This is a genomic window from Micromonospora sp. NPDC048842 (genome assembly GCF_040649935.1).
Lineage (GTDB): Bacteria > Actinomycetota > Actinomycetes > Mycobacteriales > Micromonosporaceae > Micromonospora > Micromonospora hortensis.
Genome location: NZ_JBEZGK010000006.1, coordinates 40,910 through 62,815 on the forward strand (window position 1 = coordinate 40,910; position 21,906 = coordinate 62,815).

Annotated in this window: 18 protein-coding genes; 7 read left to right on the plus strand and 11 right to left on the minus strand. The window is 71.0% G+C overall.

The window, feature by feature from the left end; translation table 11 throughout:
• Positions 1-49: 49 nt before the first annotated feature.
• On the minus strand, positions 50-775 hold the full coding sequence (bioD, locus tag AB0C19_RS10510) for a dethiobiotin synthase (RefSeq protein WP_357182522.1): 726 nt from the start codon (positions 773-775) through the stop codon (positions 50-52).
• Positions 772-1,908: an 8-amino-7-oxononanoate synthase gene (locus AB0C19_RS10515; RefSeq protein WP_357182525.1), complete on the minus strand. Its 1,137-nt coding sequence runs from the start codon at positions 1,906-1,908 to the stop codon at positions 772-774. Before AB0C19_RS10515 ends, bioD begins: the two co-directional genes overlap by 4 nt.
• Before the next feature lie 166 nt (positions 1,909-2,074).
• Here AB0C19_RS10515 and bioB point away from each other — a divergent pair, with 166 nt between their 5' ends.
• From bioB to AB0C19_RS10530, 3 genes are read left to right on the plus strand one after another with little or no spacing between them, the layout of a single operon-like run.
• Positions 2,075-3,070, plus strand: a complete 996-nt coding sequence (gene bioB / locus AB0C19_RS10520) for a biotin synthase BioB (protein ID WP_357182528.1) — start codon at positions 2,075-2,077, stop codon at positions 3,068-3,070.
• A 5-nt stretch (positions 3,071-3,075) separates the two neighbouring features.
• Positions 3,076-3,264, plus strand: a complete 189-nt coding sequence (locus tag AB0C19_RS10525) for a hypothetical protein (protein WP_357182531.1) — start codon at positions 3,076-3,078, stop codon at positions 3,262-3,264.
• 4 nt (positions 3,265-3,268) lie between these two features.
• Positions 3,269-3,775 (plus strand): GNAT family protein, encoded by a 507-nt coding sequence (locus AB0C19_RS10530; protein ID WP_357182534.1) that lies wholly within the window; start codon positions 3,269-3,271, stop codon positions 3,773-3,775.
• Position 3,776: 1 nt separating this feature from the next.
• Here the strand turns inward: AB0C19_RS10530 and AB0C19_RS10535 are convergent, their stop codons facing one another.
• The gene (locus AB0C19_RS10535; RefSeq protein WP_357182537.1) at positions 3,777-4,304 is read right to left on the minus strand and encodes a DUF488 domain-containing protein; all 528 of its coding nucleotides are present in this window, start codon (positions 4,302-4,304) and stop codon (positions 3,777-3,779) included.
• A gap of 138 nt (positions 4,305-4,442) precedes the next feature.
• On the opposite strand from AB0C19_RS10535, the gene AB0C19_RS10540 reads away from it, so the two are divergent.
• Entirely contained in the window at positions 4,443-6,596 is a 2,154-nt protein-coding gene (locus tag AB0C19_RS10540) for an acyltransferase family protein (protein WP_357182540.1), read from the plus strand.
• Positions 6,597-6,675: 79 nt separating this feature from the next.
• Here the strand turns inward: AB0C19_RS10540 and AB0C19_RS10545 are convergent, their stop codons facing one another.
• Positions 6,676-9,579: a glycoside hydrolase family 9 protein gene (locus AB0C19_RS10545; RefSeq protein WP_357182543.1), complete on the minus strand. Its 2,904-nt coding sequence runs from the start codon at positions 9,577-9,579 to the stop codon at positions 6,676-6,678.
• Positions 9,580-10,012: 433 nt separating this feature from the next.
• Here AB0C19_RS10545 and AB0C19_RS10550 point away from each other — a divergent pair, with 433 nt between their 5' ends.
• On the plus strand, positions 10,013-11,578 hold the full coding sequence (locus AB0C19_RS10550) for an aldehyde dehydrogenase family protein (RefSeq protein WP_357182548.1): 1,566 nt from the start codon (positions 10,013-10,015) through the stop codon (positions 11,576-11,578).
• 63 nt (positions 11,579-11,641) lie between these two features.
• On the opposite strand, the gene AB0C19_RS10555 is transcribed toward AB0C19_RS10550, so the two are convergent.
• Positions 11,642-12,718: a GNAT family N-acetyltransferase gene (locus AB0C19_RS10555; protein ID WP_357182551.1), complete on the minus strand. Its 1,077-nt coding sequence runs from the start codon at positions 12,716-12,718 to the stop codon at positions 11,642-11,644.
• 89 nt (positions 12,719-12,807) lie between these two features.
• Positions 12,808-13,509 carry an amino acid-binding protein gene (locus AB0C19_RS10560; protein ID WP_238678849.1) on the minus strand — a complete coding sequence of 234 codons (702 nt, stop codon included), beginning with the start codon at positions 13,507-13,509 and terminating at the stop codon, positions 12,808-12,810.
• Positions 13,510-13,659: 150 nt separating this feature from the next.
• On the opposite strand from AB0C19_RS10560, the gene AB0C19_RS10565 reads away from it, so the two are divergent.
• Both AB0C19_RS10565 and AB0C19_RS10570 read left to right on the plus strand, forming a co-directional pair.
• Positions 13,660-14,739, plus strand: a complete 1,080-nt coding sequence (locus tag AB0C19_RS10565) for a phosphotransferase family protein (RefSeq protein ID WP_357182555.1) — start codon at positions 13,660-13,662, stop codon at positions 14,737-14,739.
• On the plus strand, positions 14,739-15,950 hold the full coding sequence (locus tag AB0C19_RS10570) for an acyl-CoA dehydrogenase family protein (RefSeq protein WP_357182558.1): 1,212 nt from the start codon (positions 14,739-14,741) through the stop codon (positions 15,948-15,950). The genes AB0C19_RS10565 and AB0C19_RS10570 overlap by 1 nt, the downstream gene beginning before the upstream one ends.
• A 92-nt stretch (positions 15,951-16,042) precedes the next feature.
• Here AB0C19_RS10570 and AB0C19_RS10575 read toward each other — a convergent pair whose 3' ends face one another.
• The 5 genes from AB0C19_RS10575 to AB0C19_RS10595 form a co-directional block, all read right to left on the minus strand.
• Positions 16,043-17,089, minus strand: a complete 1,047-nt coding sequence (locus AB0C19_RS10575; RefSeq protein ID WP_357182561.1) for a LacI family DNA-binding transcriptional regulator — start codon at positions 17,087-17,089, stop codon at positions 16,043-16,045.
• An 82-nt stretch (positions 17,090-17,171) separates the two neighbouring features.
• Positions 17,172-18,593 carry a GH1 family beta-glucosidase gene (locus AB0C19_RS10580; protein ID WP_357182564.1) on the minus strand — a complete coding sequence of 474 codons (1,422 nt, stop codon included), beginning with the start codon at positions 18,591-18,593 and terminating at the stop codon, positions 17,172-17,174.
• On the minus strand, positions 18,590-19,432 hold the full coding sequence (locus tag AB0C19_RS10585) for a carbohydrate ABC transporter permease (protein WP_091400707.1): 843 nt from the start codon (positions 19,430-19,432) through the stop codon (positions 18,590-18,592). The genes AB0C19_RS10580 and AB0C19_RS10585 overlap by 4 nt, the downstream gene beginning before the upstream one ends.
• A 10-nt stretch (positions 19,433-19,442) precedes the next feature.
• A complete protein-coding gene (locus tag AB0C19_RS10590; RefSeq protein WP_357182569.1) occupies positions 19,443-20,414 on the minus strand; it encodes a sugar ABC transporter permease in 972 nt (323 codons plus the stop codon).
• Between the two features lie 109 nt (positions 20,415-20,523).
• Entirely contained in the window at positions 20,524-21,813 is a 1,290-nt protein-coding gene (locus AB0C19_RS10595; protein WP_238683298.1) for an extracellular solute-binding protein, read from the minus strand.
• Between the last annotated feature and the right edge of the window lie 93 nt (positions 21,814-21,906).

The window sequence follows — 21,906 nt, forward strand, 5'->3', positions numbered from 1 at the left end:
TCAGGCTACCCACGCCCGACCTGCGCGGACACCGACGAAAGTCAGGTGTTCAGCCGCTCTCCTCGGCCCAGACCCGCCAGTCGTCCAGCACCCCGTGCAGGGCCGGTGTGAGCCAACCCGGCGCGGACCGCCGGAACACACCCGGGTCCATCGCGCCGGCGCCGTCGGGCAACGCGCCGAGCAGGTTCGGCACCAGGTCGGTGAGGTTCGTCCAGTGCACCAGCTCCGGCCGGGTCGGCCAGGCGCCGATCACCACACCGGCCGGCACCGCCCTACGGTCCAGCGCCTCCAGGGTCAACGCGGTGTGGTTGAGCGTGCCCAACCCGGCGCGGGCGACGACCACCGCTGGCGCGCCGAGCGACACCGCCAGGTCGGCCATCGTCCACGGCTCCCCCGACGGCCGCAGCCCCATCGGCACCAGCAACCCGCCCGCGCCCTCGATCAGCACGAGGTCGTGCTTGTCGGCCTCCGCGCGGACGGCGTCCACCGCGGCGTACAACTCCAGCGGCGGCAGGTCGGCGACCCGCGCGGCGGCCAACGGGGCGAGTGGATCCGGGTAGCTGGCCAGGGTCCGGCCGGTCAGCGGCGCGGCCAGCCGGTTGACAGCGTCCACGTCGCCGGGCTCACCGCCGGCCGTACCGGTCTGACCCGGTTTGACCACCGCCACTCGCAGCCCGGCCGCCTGCGCGGCGGCCGCGATCGCCGCGGTCACCACCGTCTTGCCGACCTCGGTGTCCGTCCCGGTGACCAGCACCGACCCCGCCCACCCGGTCATGGGGCAGAGTCCACTATGACGTCCAGCGCCCGCTCGAACGCTGCCCGGGGCACCCCCGCGTTGACAGTGAGGCGCAGGCGGGAGCGGCTGTCCGGGGTGGATGGTGGCCGGAAACAACCCACCGCGACGCCCCGGTCACGGCATTCCGCGGCCCACGCGGTCGCGGCCTCCGGCCCCGGGGCGGTCACCGAGATCACCGCCGCGTCCGGGGCGGAGACGGTCAGCCCGGCCGCCCGCAGTCGACCGACAGCCAGCCCCACCCGGTCGGCGAGTTCGGCGCGCAGGTCGTCGCCGGCCTGGGCGAGCCGCAGCGCGGCGTGCACACCGGCGGCGACCGCCGGCGGAAGTGCCGTGTCGAAGATGAACGTGCGCCCGGTCTCGACCAGATGCCTGACGAACTCGGCCGGGCCGGCGACAACGCCACCCGCGCCACCGAGCGCCTTGGACAGGGTGGCGGTGACCACCACGTCCGGCTCGCCGGCCAGCCCGGTGGCCGCCACCGCGCCCGCGCCGGCCGGGCCGGTCAGGCCCAGCGCGTGCGCGTCGTCGACCAGCAGCAGGGCGCCGTGCCGGCGGGCCACCGCGTGCAGCCGAGCCAGCGGGGCGAGATCACCGTCGACCGAGAAGACCGACTCCGTCACCACCACCGCCGGGCGGCCGGGAGCGGCCGCGAGCGCGGCGGCCACCGCGTCGACGTCGGCGTGCGGCGTGACCACCGTCTCCGCACCGGAGATGCGGCAGCCGTCGATCAGCGACGCGTGGTTGTGCGCGTCGGAGACGAGCAGCGTGCGAGGTTGGACGAGCGCCCGCAGCGCGCCGAGGTTGGCCAGGTAGCCGGAGGAGAAGACCAGGGCGCCGTCGGTGCCCAGCCAGCGGGCCAGGCCCTCCTCCAGCGCCCGGTGCGCGTCGGTGGAGCCCCGGACCAGTCGCGAGCCGGTAGCCCCCAGGCCGTACGCCGACAGGGCCGCCGTGGCCGCGGCGATGACGTCCGGGTGGGTGGCCAGACCGAGGTAGTCGTTGCCGGCCAGATCGGTCATCTGATCGTCGGCCGGACGCGGATGCAGTCGCCTGGTGAGCCCGGCCTTCGCCCGCAGCTCCGCACGGCGGTCGAGCGCCGCCAGCCAGTCCGCCACCGCCACCCTCCCCCGCTGTGCGTGCCGGTCAGCCCGACACCCGCCGGGCGAAATTACCACCCGCCGCCACCAGCCCGACCATTCCACTCGGTGCGAGCTGTCCACCAACTGCCAGGACATTCCGGCTGATCGGGGGCTCTCGCACAGGCCTAGTAGGGTACGAGCCATGCCAGAGATCCTCGACCAGGCCCGGACCCAGGTCCTGGGTGACGGTGTCGGCCTCGATCAGGCCGGCATCCTCGCCGTGCTGAACCTGCCCGACGAGCACCTGCCCGCCGCCCTCCAGCTCGCTCACGACGTGCGGATGCGCTGGTGCGGCCCGGAGGTCGAGGTCGAGGGAATCGTCTCGCTCAAGACCGGCGGCTGTCCGGAAGACTGCCACTTCTGCTCGCAGTCGGGCCTGTTCACCTCGCCGGTGCGCTCGGTCTGGCTGGACATCCCGTCGCTGGTCGAGGCGGCGAAGCAGACCGCAGCGACCGGGGCGACCGAGTTCTGCATCGTCGCCGCGGTCCGCGGTCCGGACGCCCGACTGATGAAGCAGATGCGCGAGGGCGTCGCCGCCATCAAGGCGGCTGTCGACATCCAGGTCGCCGCGTCGCTGGGCATGCTCAGCAAGGAGCAGGTCGACGACCTTGTCGACATGGGTGTGCACCGCTACAACCACAATCTGGAAACCTGCAAGTCGTACTTCCCCAACGTGGTCACCACGCACTCGTGGGAGGAGCGCTGGGAGACGCTGCGGATGGTGCGCGACTCCGGCATGGAGGTGTGCTGCGGCGGCATCCTCGGCCTCGGTGAGACCGTCGAGCAGCGGGCCGAGTTCGCCGCGCAGCTCGCCGAGCTGAACCCGCACGAGGTGCCGCTCAACTTCCTCAACCCGCGTCCCGGCACCCCGCTGGGTGACCGTCCGGTGGTGGAGGGCAAGGACGCGCTACGGGCCATCGCCGCGTTCCGGCTGGCCATGCCGCGCACCATCCTGCGGTACGCCGGTGGTCGCGAGATCACCCTCGGCGACCTCGGCACCCGTGATGGTCTGCTCGGCGGCATCAACGCGGTGATCGTCGGCAACTACCTGACCACGCTGGGTCGACCGGCGACGGCCGACCTGGAGCTGCTGGACGAGCTGAAGATGCCGGTCAAGGCGCTCTCCGCCACGCTGTGACGACAATGACGACGACTGAGCTGTGGTGCGACCGGTGCGGTGAGTCGGCTACGGCCGCCCACCCGGACTGCGCGTCGGCCCGCCAGTTGGAGCCGCCCCGGTTCTGCCCCCGCTGCCGTCGCCGGATGAAGGTGCAGGTGCTGCCGGTGGGCTGGTCGGCGGTCTGCGTCGAGCACGGCGAGATCCGGGGCTGAGCCGGTGCTGCGAGGGCGGGCGGTGACACTACGACCGGCGACGGTCGCTGACGTGCCGGCCCTCGCCGCGATCCGGGCCGACCCGGAGGTACGCCGGTGGTGGCGGGGCGGCGACGACCTGGCCGACTCCGTGCGCGCCGACCTCGCCGACGACGACCTGCACGTGTACGCGATCGAGCACGAGGGTCGGGTGATCGGCGCGATCCAGTGGTACGCCGAGGCGGACCCGGACTACCGGCACGCCAGCCTTGACGTCTTCCTCGACCCGGCGGAGCGCGGCGCCGGTCTCGGTGGTGACGCCATCCGCACCCTGGCCCGACACCTGATCGACGAGTACGGCCACCACCGCTTCACCATCGACCCGGCAGCGGCGAACAGCGCCGCCATCCGGGCGTACGCGAAGGTTGGTTTCCGCCCGGTCGGGGTGCTGCGCCGCTACGAGCGTGGCGCGGACGGCCGCTGGCACGACGGCCTGCTGATGGACCTGCTCGCCGACGATCTGGTGGAGTGACTCAGGCGTCCCACAGCAGGTGGCCGTCGGGCAGTCGGCGGGCGCCCTCGGCCGGCCGGTGCGGGCTGAGGCGGCCGTCGGGCATCAGGTGCGCCACTGGGGCTCCGCTGCCCAGCGTCGCGACGTCGGCGATCAACCGCCGGTGGCAGCGCCACCACACGCTCTCGCTGCACATGACCGCGGTGGTCCGACGATCCGCAGCGGCGAGCACCTCGGCGAGCGCGTCGTCGAACTCGGCCGTCCGCGTGTGGGCGGCGTACGCCCGGAACGCCGCGACCGTCCACCAGGTGTCCGGCTCCGGCTCCCCGGCGGGGACGTGCCGTCGTCCGCCGAGCCGCGGCTCCCAGCGGTAGTCGACGCCCCTCTCGGGCAGCCATCGTTCGAGTTCCTCGCGGCGGACGTCCGGGTTGGTGCGGCTGGCCGGGTATCGCCGCACGTCCACCACCTGGGCGATCCCGGCCCCGGTCAGCAACTCTCCCAGCCGGCCCCGATCGGCAGCGCCGTGCCCGACGGTCAGCAGCTCCCGCACGATCGTGTCTTGCCCGGAATCCCGCCGACCTATCCATTCGAGTTCGTCGGCGCGGCCCGAGCGCTGCGGTGCAGCCCGATATCGCTCCATTTGCCGCATTTATCGCATAAAGACTGTATCGGGCTTATCGTGCCTGGGGTGAGAGTGGAGACGAGGGGACCAGACACGAGCGCCGCCCCGATCCTCGCGGGCCGGTTCCGTGGCGACATCGAGGGGCTGCGAGGGCTCGCGCTGGTGCTGGTGCTGGTCGGGCATGCGGGCATCTCCGCGCTCCCCGCCGCGTTCGTCGCCGTTGATGTGTTCTTCGTGATCTCCGGGTTCCTGATCACCGGACTCCTCGTCGACGAGATCCGCCGAACCGGCGGAATCCGCATCGTCGACTTCTACGCCAGACGCGCCAAGCGGTTGCTGCCGGCCGCCAGCGTCGTCCTCGTGGCGAGCCTCCTGCTCACCTACCTCTTCCTGCCCCCGATCCGCTGGCCCGAGACCGCCCGGGACGCCCTGGCCAGCGCCGTCTACGCGATGAACTGGCGTCTCGTGGAGCAGTCGACCGACTATCTGCGCTCCGAGGAGGCCCCCAGCATCCTCCAGCACTTCTGGTCGCTCGCCGTGGATGAGCAGTTCTACCTGGTGTGGCCGCTGCTCCTGCTCGTCGTCGCCCTCCAGGTTTCGCGCCGCACGTCCCGGCACACCGACGCGCGGCGTCCGATCTCGGCCGGTCGGCCGGGCCGACACCGCAGGCCGTTCCTCGGCGACCGGATGTCCCAGTGGCTGCTCGCCGCCTTCGCCCTGGTCGGCATCCCGTCGCTGGCCTGGTCGATCCATCTGAGCCAGACCGAACCCGCGCGGGCGTACCTCGTCACCACCACCCGGATGTGGGAACTGGCGTTGGGCGGTGGTCTGGCGATCCTGGGTGGACACCTGTCCCGGCTGCCGCGCCCCGCCGCGATAGCGCTCGGCTGGGCGGGTATGGCCACTGTCGCCCTCGCCGCGACGCTGATCCGACCGGAGACGGCGGCCTATCCGGGCTATCTGGCGTTGCTGCCCACCCTCGGCGCGGTCGCGATCATCGCGGCCGGGCCCGGCGCCGGACGATACGGGCCGGCCCTCCTGCTCAACAGGCGGCCGACGCGCGCGGTCGGTGCCGTGTCGTACTCGTGGTACCTGTGGCACTGGCCGCTGCTGGTGGTGGCGGAAGCCCGGTGGGGGCCGCTGGGAACCACTGCCGGCCTCGCGATGATCCTTTGTTCGGCCGTCCCGGCGGTGCTGACCTACCACCTGGTGGAGAATCCGTTCCGGTACGCACAGTTCTCCAAGGCCCGCGTGCTGCGTATGGGACTGGCCGCCACCAGCGTCACCGTCCTCAGCGGAATCGGTCTCCAACTGGCGGTCCGTCCACCGGTCTCGGCCCAGGCACCGCTCGCCGGGGCCGCCTCGCAAAGCGCGTCACCCGGGGGCGGGCGGGCAGCGGCACCGGTGGACCGGTTCGCCCGCATCGTCCCCGACCCGCTCGAGGCCCGCGACGACCTGCCCGACGTCTACCGGGACGACTGCGTCACGCAGGCGCAGGAGGCAAGCCTGCGCAGCTGCACCTACGGCGACAGTGACTCGGCGGTCGAGGTGGCACTGGCCGGCGACTCCCACGCGGCGCACTGGGTGCCGGCCCTACAGGCCATCGCGGCCGAGCGCGGCTGGCGACTGGTCACCTACATCAAGACGACCTGTTCCTTCCTGACCGCGCCGATCAGCATCGCCGGGCGGCCGGACCCCAGCTGCACGGAGTGGAACCGCAATCTGCGAACCGCGCTCACCGGCGAGCGGCGACCCCGGCTGCTCATCGTCTCCAGCGTGACCCAGATTCCGCTGGTGGACGGCAGCCCGCCACCACCGGGCCCGGCGACGACGGACGCGCAGACGGCCGCGCTGTCGGAGACCTGGTCGGAGATGACCAGGGCCGGGCTGCCGCTGGTGGTCATCCGGGACACCCCGTCGTTCACCGTGGACATCGCCGAGTGCGTCTCGGCCCATCGCGAACGGCTCACCGCCTGCGCGCAGCCCCGGGAGCGCGCGCTCACCTGGGGCATACCGCAGGAGCGCGCCGCGGCCGCGGTGCCCGGCGTGCGCCTCGCCGACCTCAACGACGCCATCTGCCCCACCGAACCGTGCCCCGCGGTGATCGACGGGTTGCTCGTCTACCGGGACGCGCATCACCTGACCGCCACGTACGCCCGCAGCCTCGCCCCTCGGCTGCACGACCGGTTGCGTCAACTCGTGTCGTCACACCTGCCGTAGGCGGCATTGCCGCAGATCGTGGACAGTTACCGTCCGCGCGGCGGAGCGGTAACTGCCCACGATCTCGTCGCGGTACCGGTCAGGCGATGGTGCACTGGGTGTTGTTGACGGTGAAGGCTGTCGGTTTCGGGTTGGCGCCGCTGTACGTGCCGTTGAAGCCGAAGCTCACCGACGCGCCCGGGGCGATCGTGCCGTTGTAGGACAGGTGCGTGGCGGTGACCGCCGCGCCGCTCTGGCTGATCGTCGCCGACCAGCCCTGGCTGATGTTCTGCCCACCGGGGAAGCTGAACCGAAGGGTCCAGCCGTTGATCGCTGTGGTGCCGGTGTTGGTGATCGACACGTTGGCGGTGAAGCCGCTGCCCCAGTCGGTGGTGGCGTACCCCACCGTGCAGGTGCCGCCGACCGGCGGGGCCGCGGTGGTCACCGCGACCGGCGTGGACGCCGCGGAGGTGTTGCCCGCCGCGTCCACTGCCACCACGTAGAACTGGTACGCCGTCGAGGCGGTCAACCCGGACACCGCCTGGGTGGTGCCGGTCGGCGAGCCGACCACCACGTCGGCGGCGCCCGCCTCGCGGTAGACCCGGTAACCGGTGACGCCCACGTTGTCGGTCGACGGGGTCCAGGCCAGGGTCAGCCCGGTGGCGGTGACGGCCGAAGCGACCGGCGTGCCGGGGGTGCTCGGCGCTGCGGTGTCGGCGGTGCCGGCCGGTGGCGTGGTCACCGTGAGCTTCGGTGAGGCGGCCGACGTGTTGCCCGCGCCGTCGCGGGCCACGACGGTGAACTCGTAAGACGTCGCTGGCAGCAGCGTTGTGATGGTCAACGTCGTGCCGGTGACCGGCCGGACCAAGACCGTGTCACTGTTGACCTGGACCTCGCGGACGTCGTACCCGGCGAGGCCACTGCCGCCGCTGTCAGTGGACGGCGCCCAGGTCAGGGTGACGCTGCGGGGGCCGAGGTTCGACGCCACCGGGGTACCGGGGACGGTCGGCTTCGTGGTGTCCGGTACGACAGGGCCCGGCTCCTCGCCCCAGACGCGGGTGGCGCCGGAGTAGAGCGGCACCTTCCGGTTGGGCCCGGCGGTGGCCTGGTACGACGGGTCGTTCGTCGGGTCCCAGGTGCCGCCCTCCGGCACGCCGATCTTGAACTGGACCTCCATCCGGTGCTGCGACTGACCCGCCGGGGCGATGGTGTGCCCGGCGCAGTCCACCTCGACGTACCAGATGTCGCCGCTGAACTGCTTGGCGGTGGTCGGGGACGGGCAGCCCTGGGTGTAGCCGGCGGTAACCTGCACCGGGCCGGTGCCGTCGGGCCGGAAGTAGTACCGGAACCGGCCGTCGGTCAGCGCGCGGGCCGGGAACGCGGACTTGTTGTAGACCATCACCTTGAGCCCGGTGGCCCGAGGTTCGGCCTGCGTCACTGTGGTCTCCACTGTCAGCTCGTCGATGTCCGGCGTCTCGGCGACCGGGAAGTTCGCCAGCGGCGTGCCGCCGTACTCGGAGGTCAACCGAACCAGCGCGGACGTGAAGCCGGCGTTGTAGTCGGTGGCCACCTCGTTCATGACGTAGTCCGAGCGGCTGTCGCTGTACGCGTCGTTGGCCGAGGACGGGCCGCCGACCAGCGCGCCGTAGAGGGTGTGCCGGGTCTCCACAGGCACGGTCTGGCTGTCCCACCAGGAGCCGTGCGCGGTGCGGTGGTGCGGGTTCTTCGGTGCGTTGGCGCCGAAACCGATGACGTAGCTGGAGTTGCGGGGGTTGTCGCCGAGCGCGTAGTTGATCTGCCGGACGGCGAAGTCGTGGTAGCGCGCCTTGCGGGTGGTGTCGGTGGTCTTGTCGCTGTAGACCAGCGCGGCGAAGGAGGTGTTCGCGGCGTAGCGCAGCGCGCCCCAGGAGTCGAGCACCGCCATCCCGCCCGGCGAATACGGAACGCGCTGCCCGTTCACCCCGACGGTCCAGTAGTCCAGCCACCGGTTGGCGTCGTCGACGTACTTCTGCTTGCCGGTCAGGTTGGCCAGCAGCACGTACGCGCCGAACTGCTTGTTGTCCCAGGCGATGGTCCACTTGTAGGAGCGGGTGGTGGACTGGTTCTCCGTACCGAGCTTGTCGTACTCACTCTCGGCCTTGGCCAGGTAGCTGGCCTCGCCGGTGGCCCGGTGCAGCCAGATCGCGGCCCAGACCAGCTCGTCCTGCCAGCCGCTCCACGAGCGGTAGAAGCTCGTGGCGTCGGTGATGCACTCGTGGTAGGCCTTCCGCACCGTGTCGGCGAAGGTGTAGAGCTGCCGGGCGTGCCCCAGCAGCTTGTCCGCGTAGGCGGCGTCGGTGGGCCGGAACACCATCGAGGAGGCGGCCATCGCGGCCGCCGTCTCCCCCGCCAGGTCCGCGCCGCCACAGCTCGCATCGATCTTGTACGCGGGCCGTGCCATCGGCATCACCTCGGCCGGACCCCACCACTTGTGGTCGTCGTCGCCCTTGCCGACCTGTCCGTAGAGGACGTTTGCCGACGGGTGCGCCTTGATGAAGTAGTCGTTGACGAAGCGCAGGTTGTTGAGCAGGTGCGGCAGTTGCCCGGACGAGGTGTAACCGCTGCGGTACTCGACAGCGCCCCAGGCGAGCATCGTGGCGCTGAACGCCATCGGGAAACCGAACTTGACGTGGTCGCCGGCGTCGTACCAGCCGCCGGTGAGGTCCACGCCCGCGCTGTCGCCGTCGGTGAGCGCGCTGTCGCCGCGCCAGGAGACCCGGTTCCAGTCGGGCAGCGGACCGGACTGCTGCGCCTCGTAGAAGAGCAGCGACTTCTGCAACGCCTCGGCGTAGTTGTAGGTCGCCGCCGGCGCGGCGGAGGCGGGCCCGGACGGTGGCGCGGTCACCGCGAGGGACGCGCCGGTGAGCAGCGCGACGCCGAGGGCCAGCAGCCGCCGCGGCCAGGGCTGGTCGGCGGCCGGCGACCGGCCGGGCTGGCCGCTGAACGGCCGGGTCAGGTGGCGCATGGCGGACTCCTGTCGGAGGCGCCGCCGGCGGTCGCACCGACGCGGGACGGCGTACGGGCGGCACGGCCACCGGCGACAGCGGGGTGGCGGTGTGAACAACGGGTCATGGAAGCGCTCCCATGGATAACCGACAATGTAATGGGCGGGTCGGCGGTTGGGAAGCCTGCCGATCGGGGTGGACGCGCGCGGCGCCGCTCCCGTACTAGCGAGTAACATTGCGGAGCATCTCACACCATCGACGCAGGTCGATTTGTTTTCAACGTCTGCGCACGTCACGACGGAAGCCTCCGGAAAGATCCTCGCGCCGTTCGAGCGCTCCGGCGGCCAGCCAGACGAACGTACTGTTGCTGACCCACTACGAAGCGCGAGACAGTACCGCTCACCAGCGGTGCCGTCGACGCCGCCGCTCCCTGGTCAACCCTGAGGAGAAGCGATGGCACTACGACTCGCCGACGACACCGCCTGGGCCGACATCCTGGCCCGCGCGGTGGCCGCCACCCCGGAGGCGTTCGGCGCCGAGGTCGACGGCGTCACCACACCGCACAACCTTGTCGAGGGCGAATGGCGGGCGGTCGGCCAGCCCGCCCCGGTCCGCACCCCGGTGGACAACACAGTCCTCATCAACCTGCCCCGGGTCGACGCGACCACCGCGCGCGCCGCTGTCGCCCACGCCGCCGACGCGCACCGGGCCTGGGCCCAGACCCCGCTGGCCGACCGCAAAGCCCGGGTCGCCGAGGCAGTGGACTCGCTCACCGCCCACCGCGACCTGCTCGCCCTGCTGCTGGTGTGGGAGATCGGCAAGCCGTGGCGGCTGGCCTGCGCCGACGTGGACCGGGCGCTCGACGGCGTCCGCTGGTACGCGCGCGAGATCGACCGGATGCTCGCCGACGGCCGCGAGCCGCTGCCCGGCCCGGTCAGCAACATCGCATCGTGGAACTACCCGATGAGCGTGCTGGTGCACGCCGAACTGGTGCAGCTCCTGGCCGGCAACGCGGTCATCGCCAAGACCCCGTCCCAGGGCGGCGCTGTGTGCCTGACCGTCGCGCACGCGCTGATGCGCCGGGCCGGGCTGCCCGTCACGCTCGTCTCCGGCAGTGGTGGGGAACTGTCCGAGGTGCTGGTCCGGGCACCCGAGATCGGTGCTGTGGCGTTCGTCGGCGGCCGGTCCAACGGCGGCAAGGTGGCCGCCGCGCTGCTCGACAGCGACAAGCGGCACTTCATCGAGCAGGAGGGGCTCAACGCCTGGGGCATCTGGAACTTCTCCCAGTGGGACCTGCTCGCCACGCACCTCAGGAAGGGCTTCGAGTACGGCAAGCAGCGCTGCACCGCGTACCCCCGGTTCGTGGTGCAGCGCGACCTGGTCGACGAGTTCCTCGACATGTACCTGCCGGTCGTCCGCTCGGTCCGCTTCGGTCACCCGCTCGCCGTCGACGACGACTGGGCCGTTGGCGACCCGCTGCCGGAGCTGGACTTCGGGCCGCTGATCAGCGCCGCCAAGGCCGACGAGCTACGCCGCACTGTCGACGAGGCGGTCCGCGGCGGCGCGATCCCGCTGCACCGGGGCAAGCTCACCGGCGCTCCGTTCCTTACCGGGCAGGACACCTCGGCGTACGTCGCACCGTCGGTGCTGCTCGCCCCGCCCGGACGGTCCCGACTGATGCACGCCGAGCCGTTCGGGCCGGTCGACACGATCGTCGTGGTAGACACCACCGACGAGCTGCTGGCCGCCATGAACGCCTCCAACGGCGCACTGGTGGCCTCACTGGCCTGCGACGACACCGACGAGGCCGGCAAGCTCGCAGTGGACCTTCAGGCGTTCAAGGTGGGCGTCAACAAACCGCGCTCACGCGGTGACCGGGACGAACCGTTCGGCGGCCGGGGGGCCTCCTGGAAGGGCGCGTTCGTCGGCGGCGACCTGCTGGTGCAGGCCGTCACAGTCGGCGGAGACGGCAGGCTCTACGGCAATTTCCCCGACTACAACAGCTACCCCACCACCTGACAACCGCATCGGGAGTGGCCCCCTTGTGGACGCTCGCCGCGCACAAGGGGCCCACCTCGGGCCCTAGACGCCAGGCGTGGAGAACACGTCCTCTCGGTCCGCTCTGGCGGCGACAGCGAGCGGGACGGTGAGGGTGAGCAGCGCGCCGTCGCGCTCCACAGCTGCGGGCCGCCCCAGCCGGTGCAGCGTCCGCAGCATCGGGTCGTTTGTGGCCTGCACGTGCAGCACCAGTGCCGCGTACCCGGACCGGTCTGCGTGCTGAACCACCCGGCGTAGCAACGCCGAGCCGAGCCCACGCCGCTGCCAGTCGTCCCGCACCAGAAGCGCCGCCTCGGCCTCGTCGCCCTCGCCGAGCAGGTTCGCCATGGCGACCACCGACTCGGCAGTGCCGTCGGAGCCGGTGGTGCTGGCGATCAGCGTCAGCCCTCGGCTCGGCTCCAGCAGTCGACGCACGCGGGCCGACTGCGGCAGCGCCGCCCCGCCCAGGTAACGCCGCTGCCGGCTGCGCGGTGAGCACCCCTCGTGCAGCTCCACCACGCCGGACAGATCGTGGACGCCGGCCGGTCGGACGGCCACCTCAGCGCCGTCGGGAAGCACCAGTGTGACCTGTTCGGCGGCTCGGCGCGCCACTGTGGCGGCCAGCTCGACAAGGGCCTGCGCCCGCGCGTACTCCGCCGGGGTGAAGTCGGGCGCGGCCCGACGCAGCGCGAACGAACCGCCCGCCGGGTCCGCCAACAGCATGCTGGCGCCGGTGATCCCCCGTTCGCCGCCGACCGGCGCCGGTCGCCAGCTGACGACGTCGGCGGCGAGCAGGGTCCGTAACGCCTCGCCCGTCGCGTCCGGGTCACGCACCAGCCGGTTGGCCAGCCCGAGCACCCGGGTGGGCTGGTCGGCCAGACCACGCGCCTCGCTGCGCGCCACCCAGCAGTCTCGGCCCCGACCACGCTCGACGGCGGCGATCAGCTCGGCCTCGTCGAGCGCGTCCGGCGCGTCGACCAGGAAGTCGTCCACCGCGCCCTGCTCGGTGGGCTGCACCTGCACGGTGAGGATGTTGACCCCACGCAGCGCGAGGCTCGCCGTGAGCACCGACAGGTAACCCGGTCGGTCGTCCACAGTCGCTCGGATCCGCCACAACGTCATGGTTGGCTCCCTTCCCCGGTAAGAGCCTCACCCCCGCCTGTTGCCGCCCGGTTGCCCGGCGGTGTCGGCCCGGGAACTCCTCGGGCCGCTCAGGGACCGGCGACCACCGGCGGCGCGCCGACGAGATCGAGTCGGTCACCGAGGATCACCGCGCAGGCGCGGACGAGCTGGGTGAGCCGATCCACCTCGGTGCTGTGGAACGCCGCGGCCGAGAGGGTCTCGCTGCGCTCACGGGCCACCACCAGCACCAGGCCCGCCCGGCCGAACGGCGCGATCGCGTGGTGGGTGCCGTCGGGCGTGGTCATCGACCGTCCACGCAGCGGGGTCACCTCCGGCAACCGCGGGGGTACGGGGGCACGCCAGCTCGCGTGCCCCACAGTCGCCCCGCCGCCCCCGCTTCGCGAGGCCCAGTCGACCGGCACCACCGCGGCCACTGCCCAGTCGGCGGCCAGCAGCCCCGGCACCGCGTCGACCAGGGTGGCCAACCCGTCCGCCGGGTTGGCCGCGACCTGGGCCAACAGCTCCGCGTCCTGGCCGGTGGTGGTGGGCGCGCCGATCGCCCGCCACACACCGTCCACCCGCACCCCCGGTATCGCGGCGAGGCCAGCCAGCAGCCGCTCCACCCGCGCCGCGCCCGGCCAGACGACAGTGAAGTCGTCCACCGCGCGCCCGCCGAGCCGTTCGAGGACCACCACCTGGACGATGTCCGCCCCGGAGACGCCCAACGTACGGGCGACCTGACCGAGGGTGCCCGGACGGTCCGGCAGGGTGACCCGAACTCGCAGCAACATGTCTGTCCCTCCGCTCGGCGGGCCGGCGAAAGAGCGGCCGGCAGGCTGACCCCAGCCTGGTAGTTGACCATTTCGTCCCTGTTGCAGGGGCATGTCCCGAGCGGAAATTCTGACCTTGACAACGTGAGCGGGCTGCCATCAACTAGTCGGATGAGCGATCCGGCCGTCGACGCGTCACGGCCGGGGGCCGATTCCGTCTCCCCGGCGGGGCTGGCCCTGGACCGTCTCGCCGATCATCTGGCAACGCACCGACCCGAGCTGGCCGTCGGGCCGCTGCGTGCCACGCTGATCGCGGGCGGCAAGTCCAACCTCACCTACCTGCTGCGCCTCGGCGACCGCGAGGTGGTGCTGCGGCGTCCCCCGCTGGGCCACGTGCTGGCGACCGCGCACGACATGGCGCGCGAGTTCCGGGTCATCTCGGCACTGGCGCCGACCGATGTGCCGGTCCCGGGCGCGCTGCTGCTCTGCACCGACCCCGAGGTGATCGGCGCGCCGTTCTACCTCATGGAGCGGATGCCCGGCGAGGTGTTCCGCACCCGTGCGCAGACCGACCCGCTGGGCGACGAGCGCCGCCGCGCCCTCGCCATGGCGATGATGGACACGCTCGCCGCGCTGCACGGCGTCGACCCGTCCAGCGTCGGGTTGGCTGACTTCGGCCGCCCCGAGGGCTACCTCGCCCGGCAGGTCCGCCGCTGGGCCGGGCAGCTCGACCGTTCCCGCAGCCGCCCACTGCCCGGCATCGACGAGCTGCGTGACCTGCTCGCGGCGACCGCCCCGGAGGGCGCGAACGCCGGCCGGATCGTGCACGGCGACTACCGGCTGGACAACCTCCTCGCCTCGGCGGACCCGGTCGCCGTGCACGCGGTGCTCGACTGGGAGATGGCCACCCTCGGCGACCCCCTCGCCGACCTGGGGCTGCTACTGACGTACTGGGACGTGCTCGGCGGCAGCGACACCGCCGCGGGCAACCCCGTCGCCGACGGGCTCGGCCCGCGCGCCGGCTTCCCCACCGGCAGCGAGCTGATCGACAGGTACGCCGGCCGCAGCGATGTCGACGTCGGGCCGCTGCACTGGCACGTGGCGCTGGGCTGTTTCAAGCTCGCTGTCATCTGCGAGGGCATCCACTACCGCCACACGCTCGGGCAGACGCTCGGCGAGGGCTTCGACCGGATCGGCGAGATGGTGGCACCGCTGGTCGCGCACGGGCTGACCGCCGCCAGGGAGCGGTGATGGACTTCTCATACGACAGCCGGACCGAGGAACTGCGCGCCGAGCTGACCCGGTTCCTGACCGAGCACGTCTACCCGGCCGAGGCCGTGCACGCCGAGCAGGTGGCCGCCGGGGACCCGTGGTCGCGTACCCCGGTGTTGGGCGAGCTGAAGGCGGAGGCCCGCAAACGCGGCCTGTGGAACCTCTTCCTGCCCGACCCGCGCTACGGCGCCGGCCTCACCAACCTCCAGTACGCCCCCCTGGCCGAGCTGACCGGGCGCAGCCCGCACCTCGCGCCGGAGGCTGTCAACTGCGCGGCACCGGACACCGGCAACATGGAACTGCTGGCCGAGTTCGGTTCGGAGGCGCAGCAGCAGCGCTGGCTGATGCCGCTGCTGGAGGGTGAGATCCGCTCGGCGTTCTGCATGACCGAGCCCGACGTCGCGTCCTCCGACGCCACAAACATCGCCACCCGGATCACCCGCGACGGCGACGAGTACGTGATCAACGGACGCAAGTGGTGGTCGTCCGGGGCCATGGACCCGCGCTGCGAGATCTTCATCGTGATGGGCAAGACCGACCCCACCGCCGACCGGCACCGCCAGCAGAGCATGGTGCTGGTCCCCCGGGACACCCCAGGGGTGACAGTACGCCGGGGCATGACCGTCTTCGGTTACACCGACGGTTCACACGGCGGGCACGCCGAGATCGACTTCACCGACGTCCGGGTGCCCGCGGAGAACCTGATCGGCGCCGAGGGCACCGGCTTCGCCATCGCCCAGGCTCGGCTGGGGCCGGGCCGGATCCACCACTGCATGCGATTGATCGGAATGGCTGAGCGGGCATTGGAGCTGCTCTGCCGCCGCGCCAACGAACGGATCGCGTTCGGCCGACCGCTGGCCGAGCAGGGCGTCGTCCGGGAGTGGATCGCCGAGTCCCGGGTCCGCATCGAGCAGGCCCGGCTGCTGGTACTCAAGACGGCCTGGCTGATGGACACCGTCGGCAACAAGGGCGCGCACACCGAGATCCAGGCCATCAAGATCGGCACGCCGGCGATGGCGGAGTGGGTGATCGACAAGGCCATCCAGGGCTACGGCGGCGCCGGTGTCAGCCAGGACACGCCACTGGCCGCCCTCTGGGCGCAGACCCGCACCCTGCGCCTCGCCGACGGTCCCGACGAGGTGCACCGCAACTCCCTGGCCAAACGCGAACTCCGCCGCTGGGCCCCCTAACCCGCCCCCGGGCACCCCCACCCCCTTACCCCCTCACCCCAACCGGGGGAAGGTCCGGGGGTGCCCGGGGGCGGGGGCGGGGGGTACTGGGGTTAGGCGGAGGCTCGGTGGACCAGTTGGGTGTCCAGGAGGATGTGGGAGGCGGGTAGCTCCTCGCCACGGATCCGGGCCACCAGCAGGCGGGCCATCTGCCGGCCCATCTCCTCCACCGGCTGGAAGACAGTGGTCAACGGCGGCTCCGCCCGCAGGGCGATCGTCGCGTCGTCGAAGCCGATCACCGCGACGTCCTGCGGCACGCGCCGGCCGGCCTCGCGCAGGGTACGCAGCGCACCGAACGCCATGAGGTCGGAGGCGACGAAGACCGCGTCCAGGTCCGGGCAGGTGTCCAGCAGGCGACGCATGGCGGCCGCCCCGCTGCCCTCGCTGAAGTCGCCGTACGCGATCAGGTCGGGGTTGACGCCGGCCCCGGTGGCCTTGACCGCCTCGGTGTAGCCGGTCAACCGGGCCAGGCCGACGCCCATGTCCTGCGTACCGGCGATGGTGGCGATGCGTCGCCGCCCCTGCCGCGCCAGGTACTCCACCGCCTGCCGGGCCCCGCCAACGTTGTCCACGTCGACAAACCAGGCCGGTTGGGCGCCCGGTTGCAGCATCCGGGCGGGCCGACCGCCGAGCACTGCCGGCAGGCCGCGCTCCTCCAGCAGCGTCGGCAACGGGTCGGAGTCGTGCAACGACAGCAGGAGTACGCCGTCGACGTGCTGGTTGGTGAGGTGGTGCTCGACCCGCTCCCGTTCCACCGGCGACTGGGCCATGGCCAGCCAGAGCTGCATCGGCGTCTCCAACAGCCCGGAGCTGATCCCCCGCACGATCGCGGCGAAGAACGGCTCGGTGAAGACCCGCTCGCCGGATTCGGACACCACCAGCGCGACGGAGTCGGTCCGCTGGGTGACGAGCGCTCGGGCGGCCCGGTTCGGCACGTACCCCAGCTCCGCGATGGCCTGTTGGACAGCGGCCCGGGCCTCCGGGCTGACCTGGGGCGAGCCGTTGACCACGCGGGAGACCGTGCCCCGACCGACGCCGGCACGCGCCGCGACCGCGTCGAGGGTCGGGCGCCCGAGCGACCGGGTGCGCTGCGTTGTCATCGTCTGCTCCTCCGACGGCGGGCGGACCCGGCGCCACCTGCGAGAGGCGGACGCCGGGGCCGTCCTGATGGCTGGCCCGAGCCTATTGTGCGGCCAGACCGTTGCGCCGGATCACCGAGGCGTACCACTTGGCGCTGGACTTGGGGGTGCGGACCTGGCTGTCGTAGTCGACGTGGATCATGCCGAACCGCTTGGTGTAACCCCAGGCCCATTCGAAATTATCCATCAGCGACCAGGCAAAGTATCCCCGCAGAGGCACGCCGGCGTCGATCGCCTCGTGGGCGGCGCGCAGGTGGGCGTCGAAGTAGCCCAGCCGGTCGACGTCGTCGACCTGCCCGTCGACCACCGAGTCGACGAACGCGGAGCCGTTTTCGGTGACGTACAGGGGCAGGTCGGTGTAGCCGCTCACCCGGCGCAGCGTCTCGGTCAGGCCCGGGGCGTCGATCTCCCAGCCCATGTCGGTGACCGGAACGCCACGGGTGACGAACCGGACATCCTCGCTGCCCGGCCAGCACGAGGGGGCCGGGTCGGCCTCCACGCCCTCGACCGGCGCGGCGACCACGTGCCGGCTGTAGTAGTTGACCCCGACCAGATCCAGCGGCGTGGAGATGGTCGCCAGGTCGCCATCGCGCACGTGCTCGAAGTCGGTCACCGTGCTGAGGTCGGCCACCAGGTCCTCCGGGTACGACCCGCGCAGCAGCGGATCCAGGAAGAACCGGTTGGCCAAGCCGTCGATCCGCCTGGCGGCGTCGGAGTCGGCGGGACTGTCACTGGCCGGGTCGACCGGGTAGAGGTTGACCGTCACGCCCACCTCGGCCGCCGGCCGGGCGGCCCGCAGTGCCTGCACGGCCAGGCCGTGGCCGAGCATCAGGTGGTGTCCGGCACGCACCGCGTCCGCTCCGTTGGTGCGGCCGGGGGCGTGCACACCGGAGCCGTAGCCGAGGAACGCTGAGCACCACGGCTCGTTCAGCGTGGTCCAGTAGCGCACCCGGTCACCGAGCGCGTCGGCCACCAGCGTCGTGTAGTCGGCGAAACGGGCCGCGGTGTCCCGCGCCGGCCAGCCGCCGGCGTCTTCCAGCGGCTGCGGCAGGTCCCAGTGGTAGAGGGTGAGCCACGGCTCGATGCCATTGGCCAGCAGCTCGTCCACCAGCCGCCGGTAGAAGTCCAGGCCACCCGGGTTGGCCGCGCCGGTGCCGGCAGGCTGCACGCGGGACCAGGAGACCGAGAAACGGTACGACTTCAGGCCCAGCTCGGCCATCAGCGCGACGTCGTCGCCGAGACGGTGGTAGTGGTCGCACGCGACGTCCCCGGTGTGCCCGGCGACGACCCGACCCTCGGTGTGGCTGAAGGTGTCCCAGATCGACGGGGCACGGCCGTCCACAGCCGCCGCTCCCTCGATCTGGTACGCCGCCGTCGCGGCCCCCCAGAGGAATCCGGGTGGAAAGGTCAGCCCGGGGCGCTCGTCGAGGACGTCGACGGCGGGTGGGCTGGCGGGGTTGCTCACGACTTGACGGCACCTTCCATGATCCCGCCGATGATCTGGCGGCCGAACACGAGAAAGACGATTACCAGGGGGATGGTGCCGATCGCCGTGGCGGCGAACACCTGGGAGTAGTCGGTGTAGTAGGCGTACGAGAGGAAGGAGAGCGAGACCTGGAGGGTCGGGTTCTCCGGAGTGAGGATGGCGTACGGCCAGAGGAACGAGTTCCAGGTCTCCATGAAGGTCAGCAGACCGAGGACACCGGCGGCGGGACGCAGCGCGGGCAGCACGATGCTCCAGTAGATCCGGAACGTGCTCGCACCGTCGACGCGGCCGGCCTCGATCAGCTCGTCGGAGATCGCCTGGCTGGCGTACTGCCGCATCATGAACACGCCGAAGGCGGTGACCAGGAACGGCACGGTGACGGCGTAGAGGGTGTCGTACCACCCCAGGTCCTGCATCATGCCCCAGAGCGGGATGAGCCCCATCTGGGTCGGGATCATCATGGTGACGATGATCGCCAGCAGGAGGGCGTTACTGCCGCGGAACTTCAGCTTGGCGAAGGCGAACCCGGCCAGTGAACCGGTGAGCACCACCGACAGGGTGACCACCGAGGAGACGATGATCGAGTTCATCATGCCGGTGAGGAAGTTGGCGGCGTCGTTGTCGAGCACCCGCCCGAAGTTGTCACCGAACGCGCCACCGGGTGTGAGCGGCGGCGGCACGTCGTTGATGTTGTCCAGGCTGCGACTGCCGATCACCAGCATGTAGTAGAACGGGTAGATCGACAGCAGCGCCGCCAGGACGAGCGCCAGGTAGGTCAGTGGGCTGGTGCGCCACAGGCGCTGGGAAGCCGAGATCATCGATCTCTCCTCACTTCGCCGAGCGGCGGACGAGTAGGAAGTTGAACAGCGACACCACGATGATGATCATGAAGATCGCCCAGGCGACCGCGGCTCCATAGCCGGCGGTGTTCAGGTTCACGATTCCCATCTCGTACATGTACATGGCCAGCGTCTGGAACTCCCGCTGGTTGCCGCCGATGATGTTGCCGTTGCCGAAGAGCAGGGGCTCGGTGAAGAGCTGCATGCCGCCGATCGTGGACAGGATCACCACGAAAATGAAGGTCGGCTTGAGCATGGGCAGGGTGATCTGCCAGAACTGTCGCCACGGACTGGCGCCGTCGATCTCCGCGGCCTCGTAGAGGTCCTTCGGGATCGCCTGCATGCCGGCGAGCAGGATCAGGGTGTTGTACCCGGTCCACCGCCAGTTGACCATGGAGGAGATGGCCGTCCAGGAACTCCACCGGTGCCCGTCCCAGTCGACCGGGTCGACACCGACGAAGCTGAGCAGCCAGTTGAACAGGCCGAACTCCCGCTGGAACAACATCCCGAAGACGATCGCGACCGCGGCCACCGACACCACGTTCGGCATGAAGATGGCCATCCGGAAGAAGGTCTTGGCGCGCAGGAGGGTCCGGTTGAGCAGGTTCGCCAGGAAGAGTGCGAGCAACAACTGCGGGATGGTCGACAGGGCGAAGATGCCGAACGTGTTGACCAGCGCGTTCCAGAAGTACTCGTCGGAGAACAGCCGGGTGTAGTTGTCGAAACCGATGAACGTGTGCTCGCCGATCATGTCCCAGTCGTGCAGCGACATCCAGGCGGTACGCAGCATCGGGTACAGCCCGAATATGCCGAAGATCAGGAAGAACGGGGCGATGTAGAGGTACGGCGAGTACTTGACATCGAGGCGGTTGAGTAACCTTCCCCGTCGACGTCGGCGATCGACGTCGGGAGAAGGCGGTGCTGCTGGCGACGGCCGTGCCGTCGTGGCCGACAGGCTCATGCGAATTTCCTTTTCCGGCGAGGCCCGGGGGCCCTCGCGCAGGGCGCTACGCGGAGGGGACCGGCCGGTGGCGTCCGGGAAACCCCGAACGCCACCGGCAGGGAATCACTCAGAAGGCACCCTGAGTCTTGGCGTCCTTCGTGAACTGCTCCCAGGCCTTCGCCTTGTCGGCCTGCCCGTTCTCGAACGCCCGCAGGGCCGGCTCGAGTGCGTTCTCCTTGACCGCCTGGTGCTTCGGACCCAGGTGGGTCGGCTGGATCTTGGCGACGCTCTCCCCGAAGATCTTGCCGGTCGGCGCGTTGCTGAAGTACTCGTTGGTGTAGCTGATGAACGCGTCGTTCTTCAGCGCCTCCAGGTTCGTCGGCAGCGGGCCCTTGAGCTTGAATGCCTCGACCTGGCTCTTCGCGTTGGTCAGGTACTCGGCGAGCTTCGCCGCCTCCTTCGGGTACTTGCTCTGCGCCGGAACCGCGAGCCACGAGCCGCCCCAGTTACCGCCGCCGCCCGGCACGGACGCGACATCCCACTTGCCCTTGTTGGCCGGACCGGAGTTGTCCGACACGATGCCGAGCATCCAGGACGGGCAGAAGGTGGCCGCGAAGGTGCCCTGCTTGAAGCCACCAGACCACTCCGGCGACCAGGTGGACGCCTTGGCGGAGATGTCCGCCATCGAGGTGGCGGTGTCCCAGGCGTTCTTCACCGCGGGGCTGGTGTCCGCGATGATGTTGTCTTCCTTGTCATAGAACAGGTCACCGTTGCCCTGGAAGAGCACACCGTTGGAGACGGCGGTGATCGAGTCGATGAACGCCTTGCCGCCGGTGCCCTGCTTGTACTTCAGACCGGCGTCGTGGAAGCCCTTCCAGTCCGGCCAGAGCGCCGACACCTGGTCGCGCTCGGTGGGCAGGCCGGCCGCCTGGAACAGGTCCTTGCGGTAGCAGACGGCGAGGCTGCCGACGTCGGTCGGCAGGCCGATCAGCCGACCGTCCGGTGCCTTGCCCAGCTCCCACTTCCAGGGCAGGTATTCCTTGGAGTGGTCGGCGACCAGCGGGGTGAGGTCGGCCCAGTTACGCGCGTTGGGCTTGAACTCGTTGAGGATGCCCTCTTCCAGTGCGGTGACGTCCGCCGCGCCCTTGCCGGTGGCCAGGTAGCGGACCAGCTTCGGCCGGTACTCACCGAGCTGTGCGGTCTTGCGCAGCTCGACCTTGATGCCGGTGTCCTTCTCGTACTGCTTGACGAGCTCGTCGTAGCCCATCTCGCCGAAGGTGTCGACGACCAGCTTGGCGGGCTTCTCGCCGGCCGCCGGCTTGTCGTCGTCGTTGCCGCAGGCTGCGAGACCGCTGACCGCGGTGATCGCGGCCAGGGCAGCGGCCGCCAGGCGGGTACGCCGCGTGGTGACACTCATTCGCTGACCCCTCTTTCCGGTGGTGAGGCTGATGTGTGTGGTGGGGGTTGCTCATCGCGCCGGGCCGGGGTCCGTGAGTGACACACACCACCT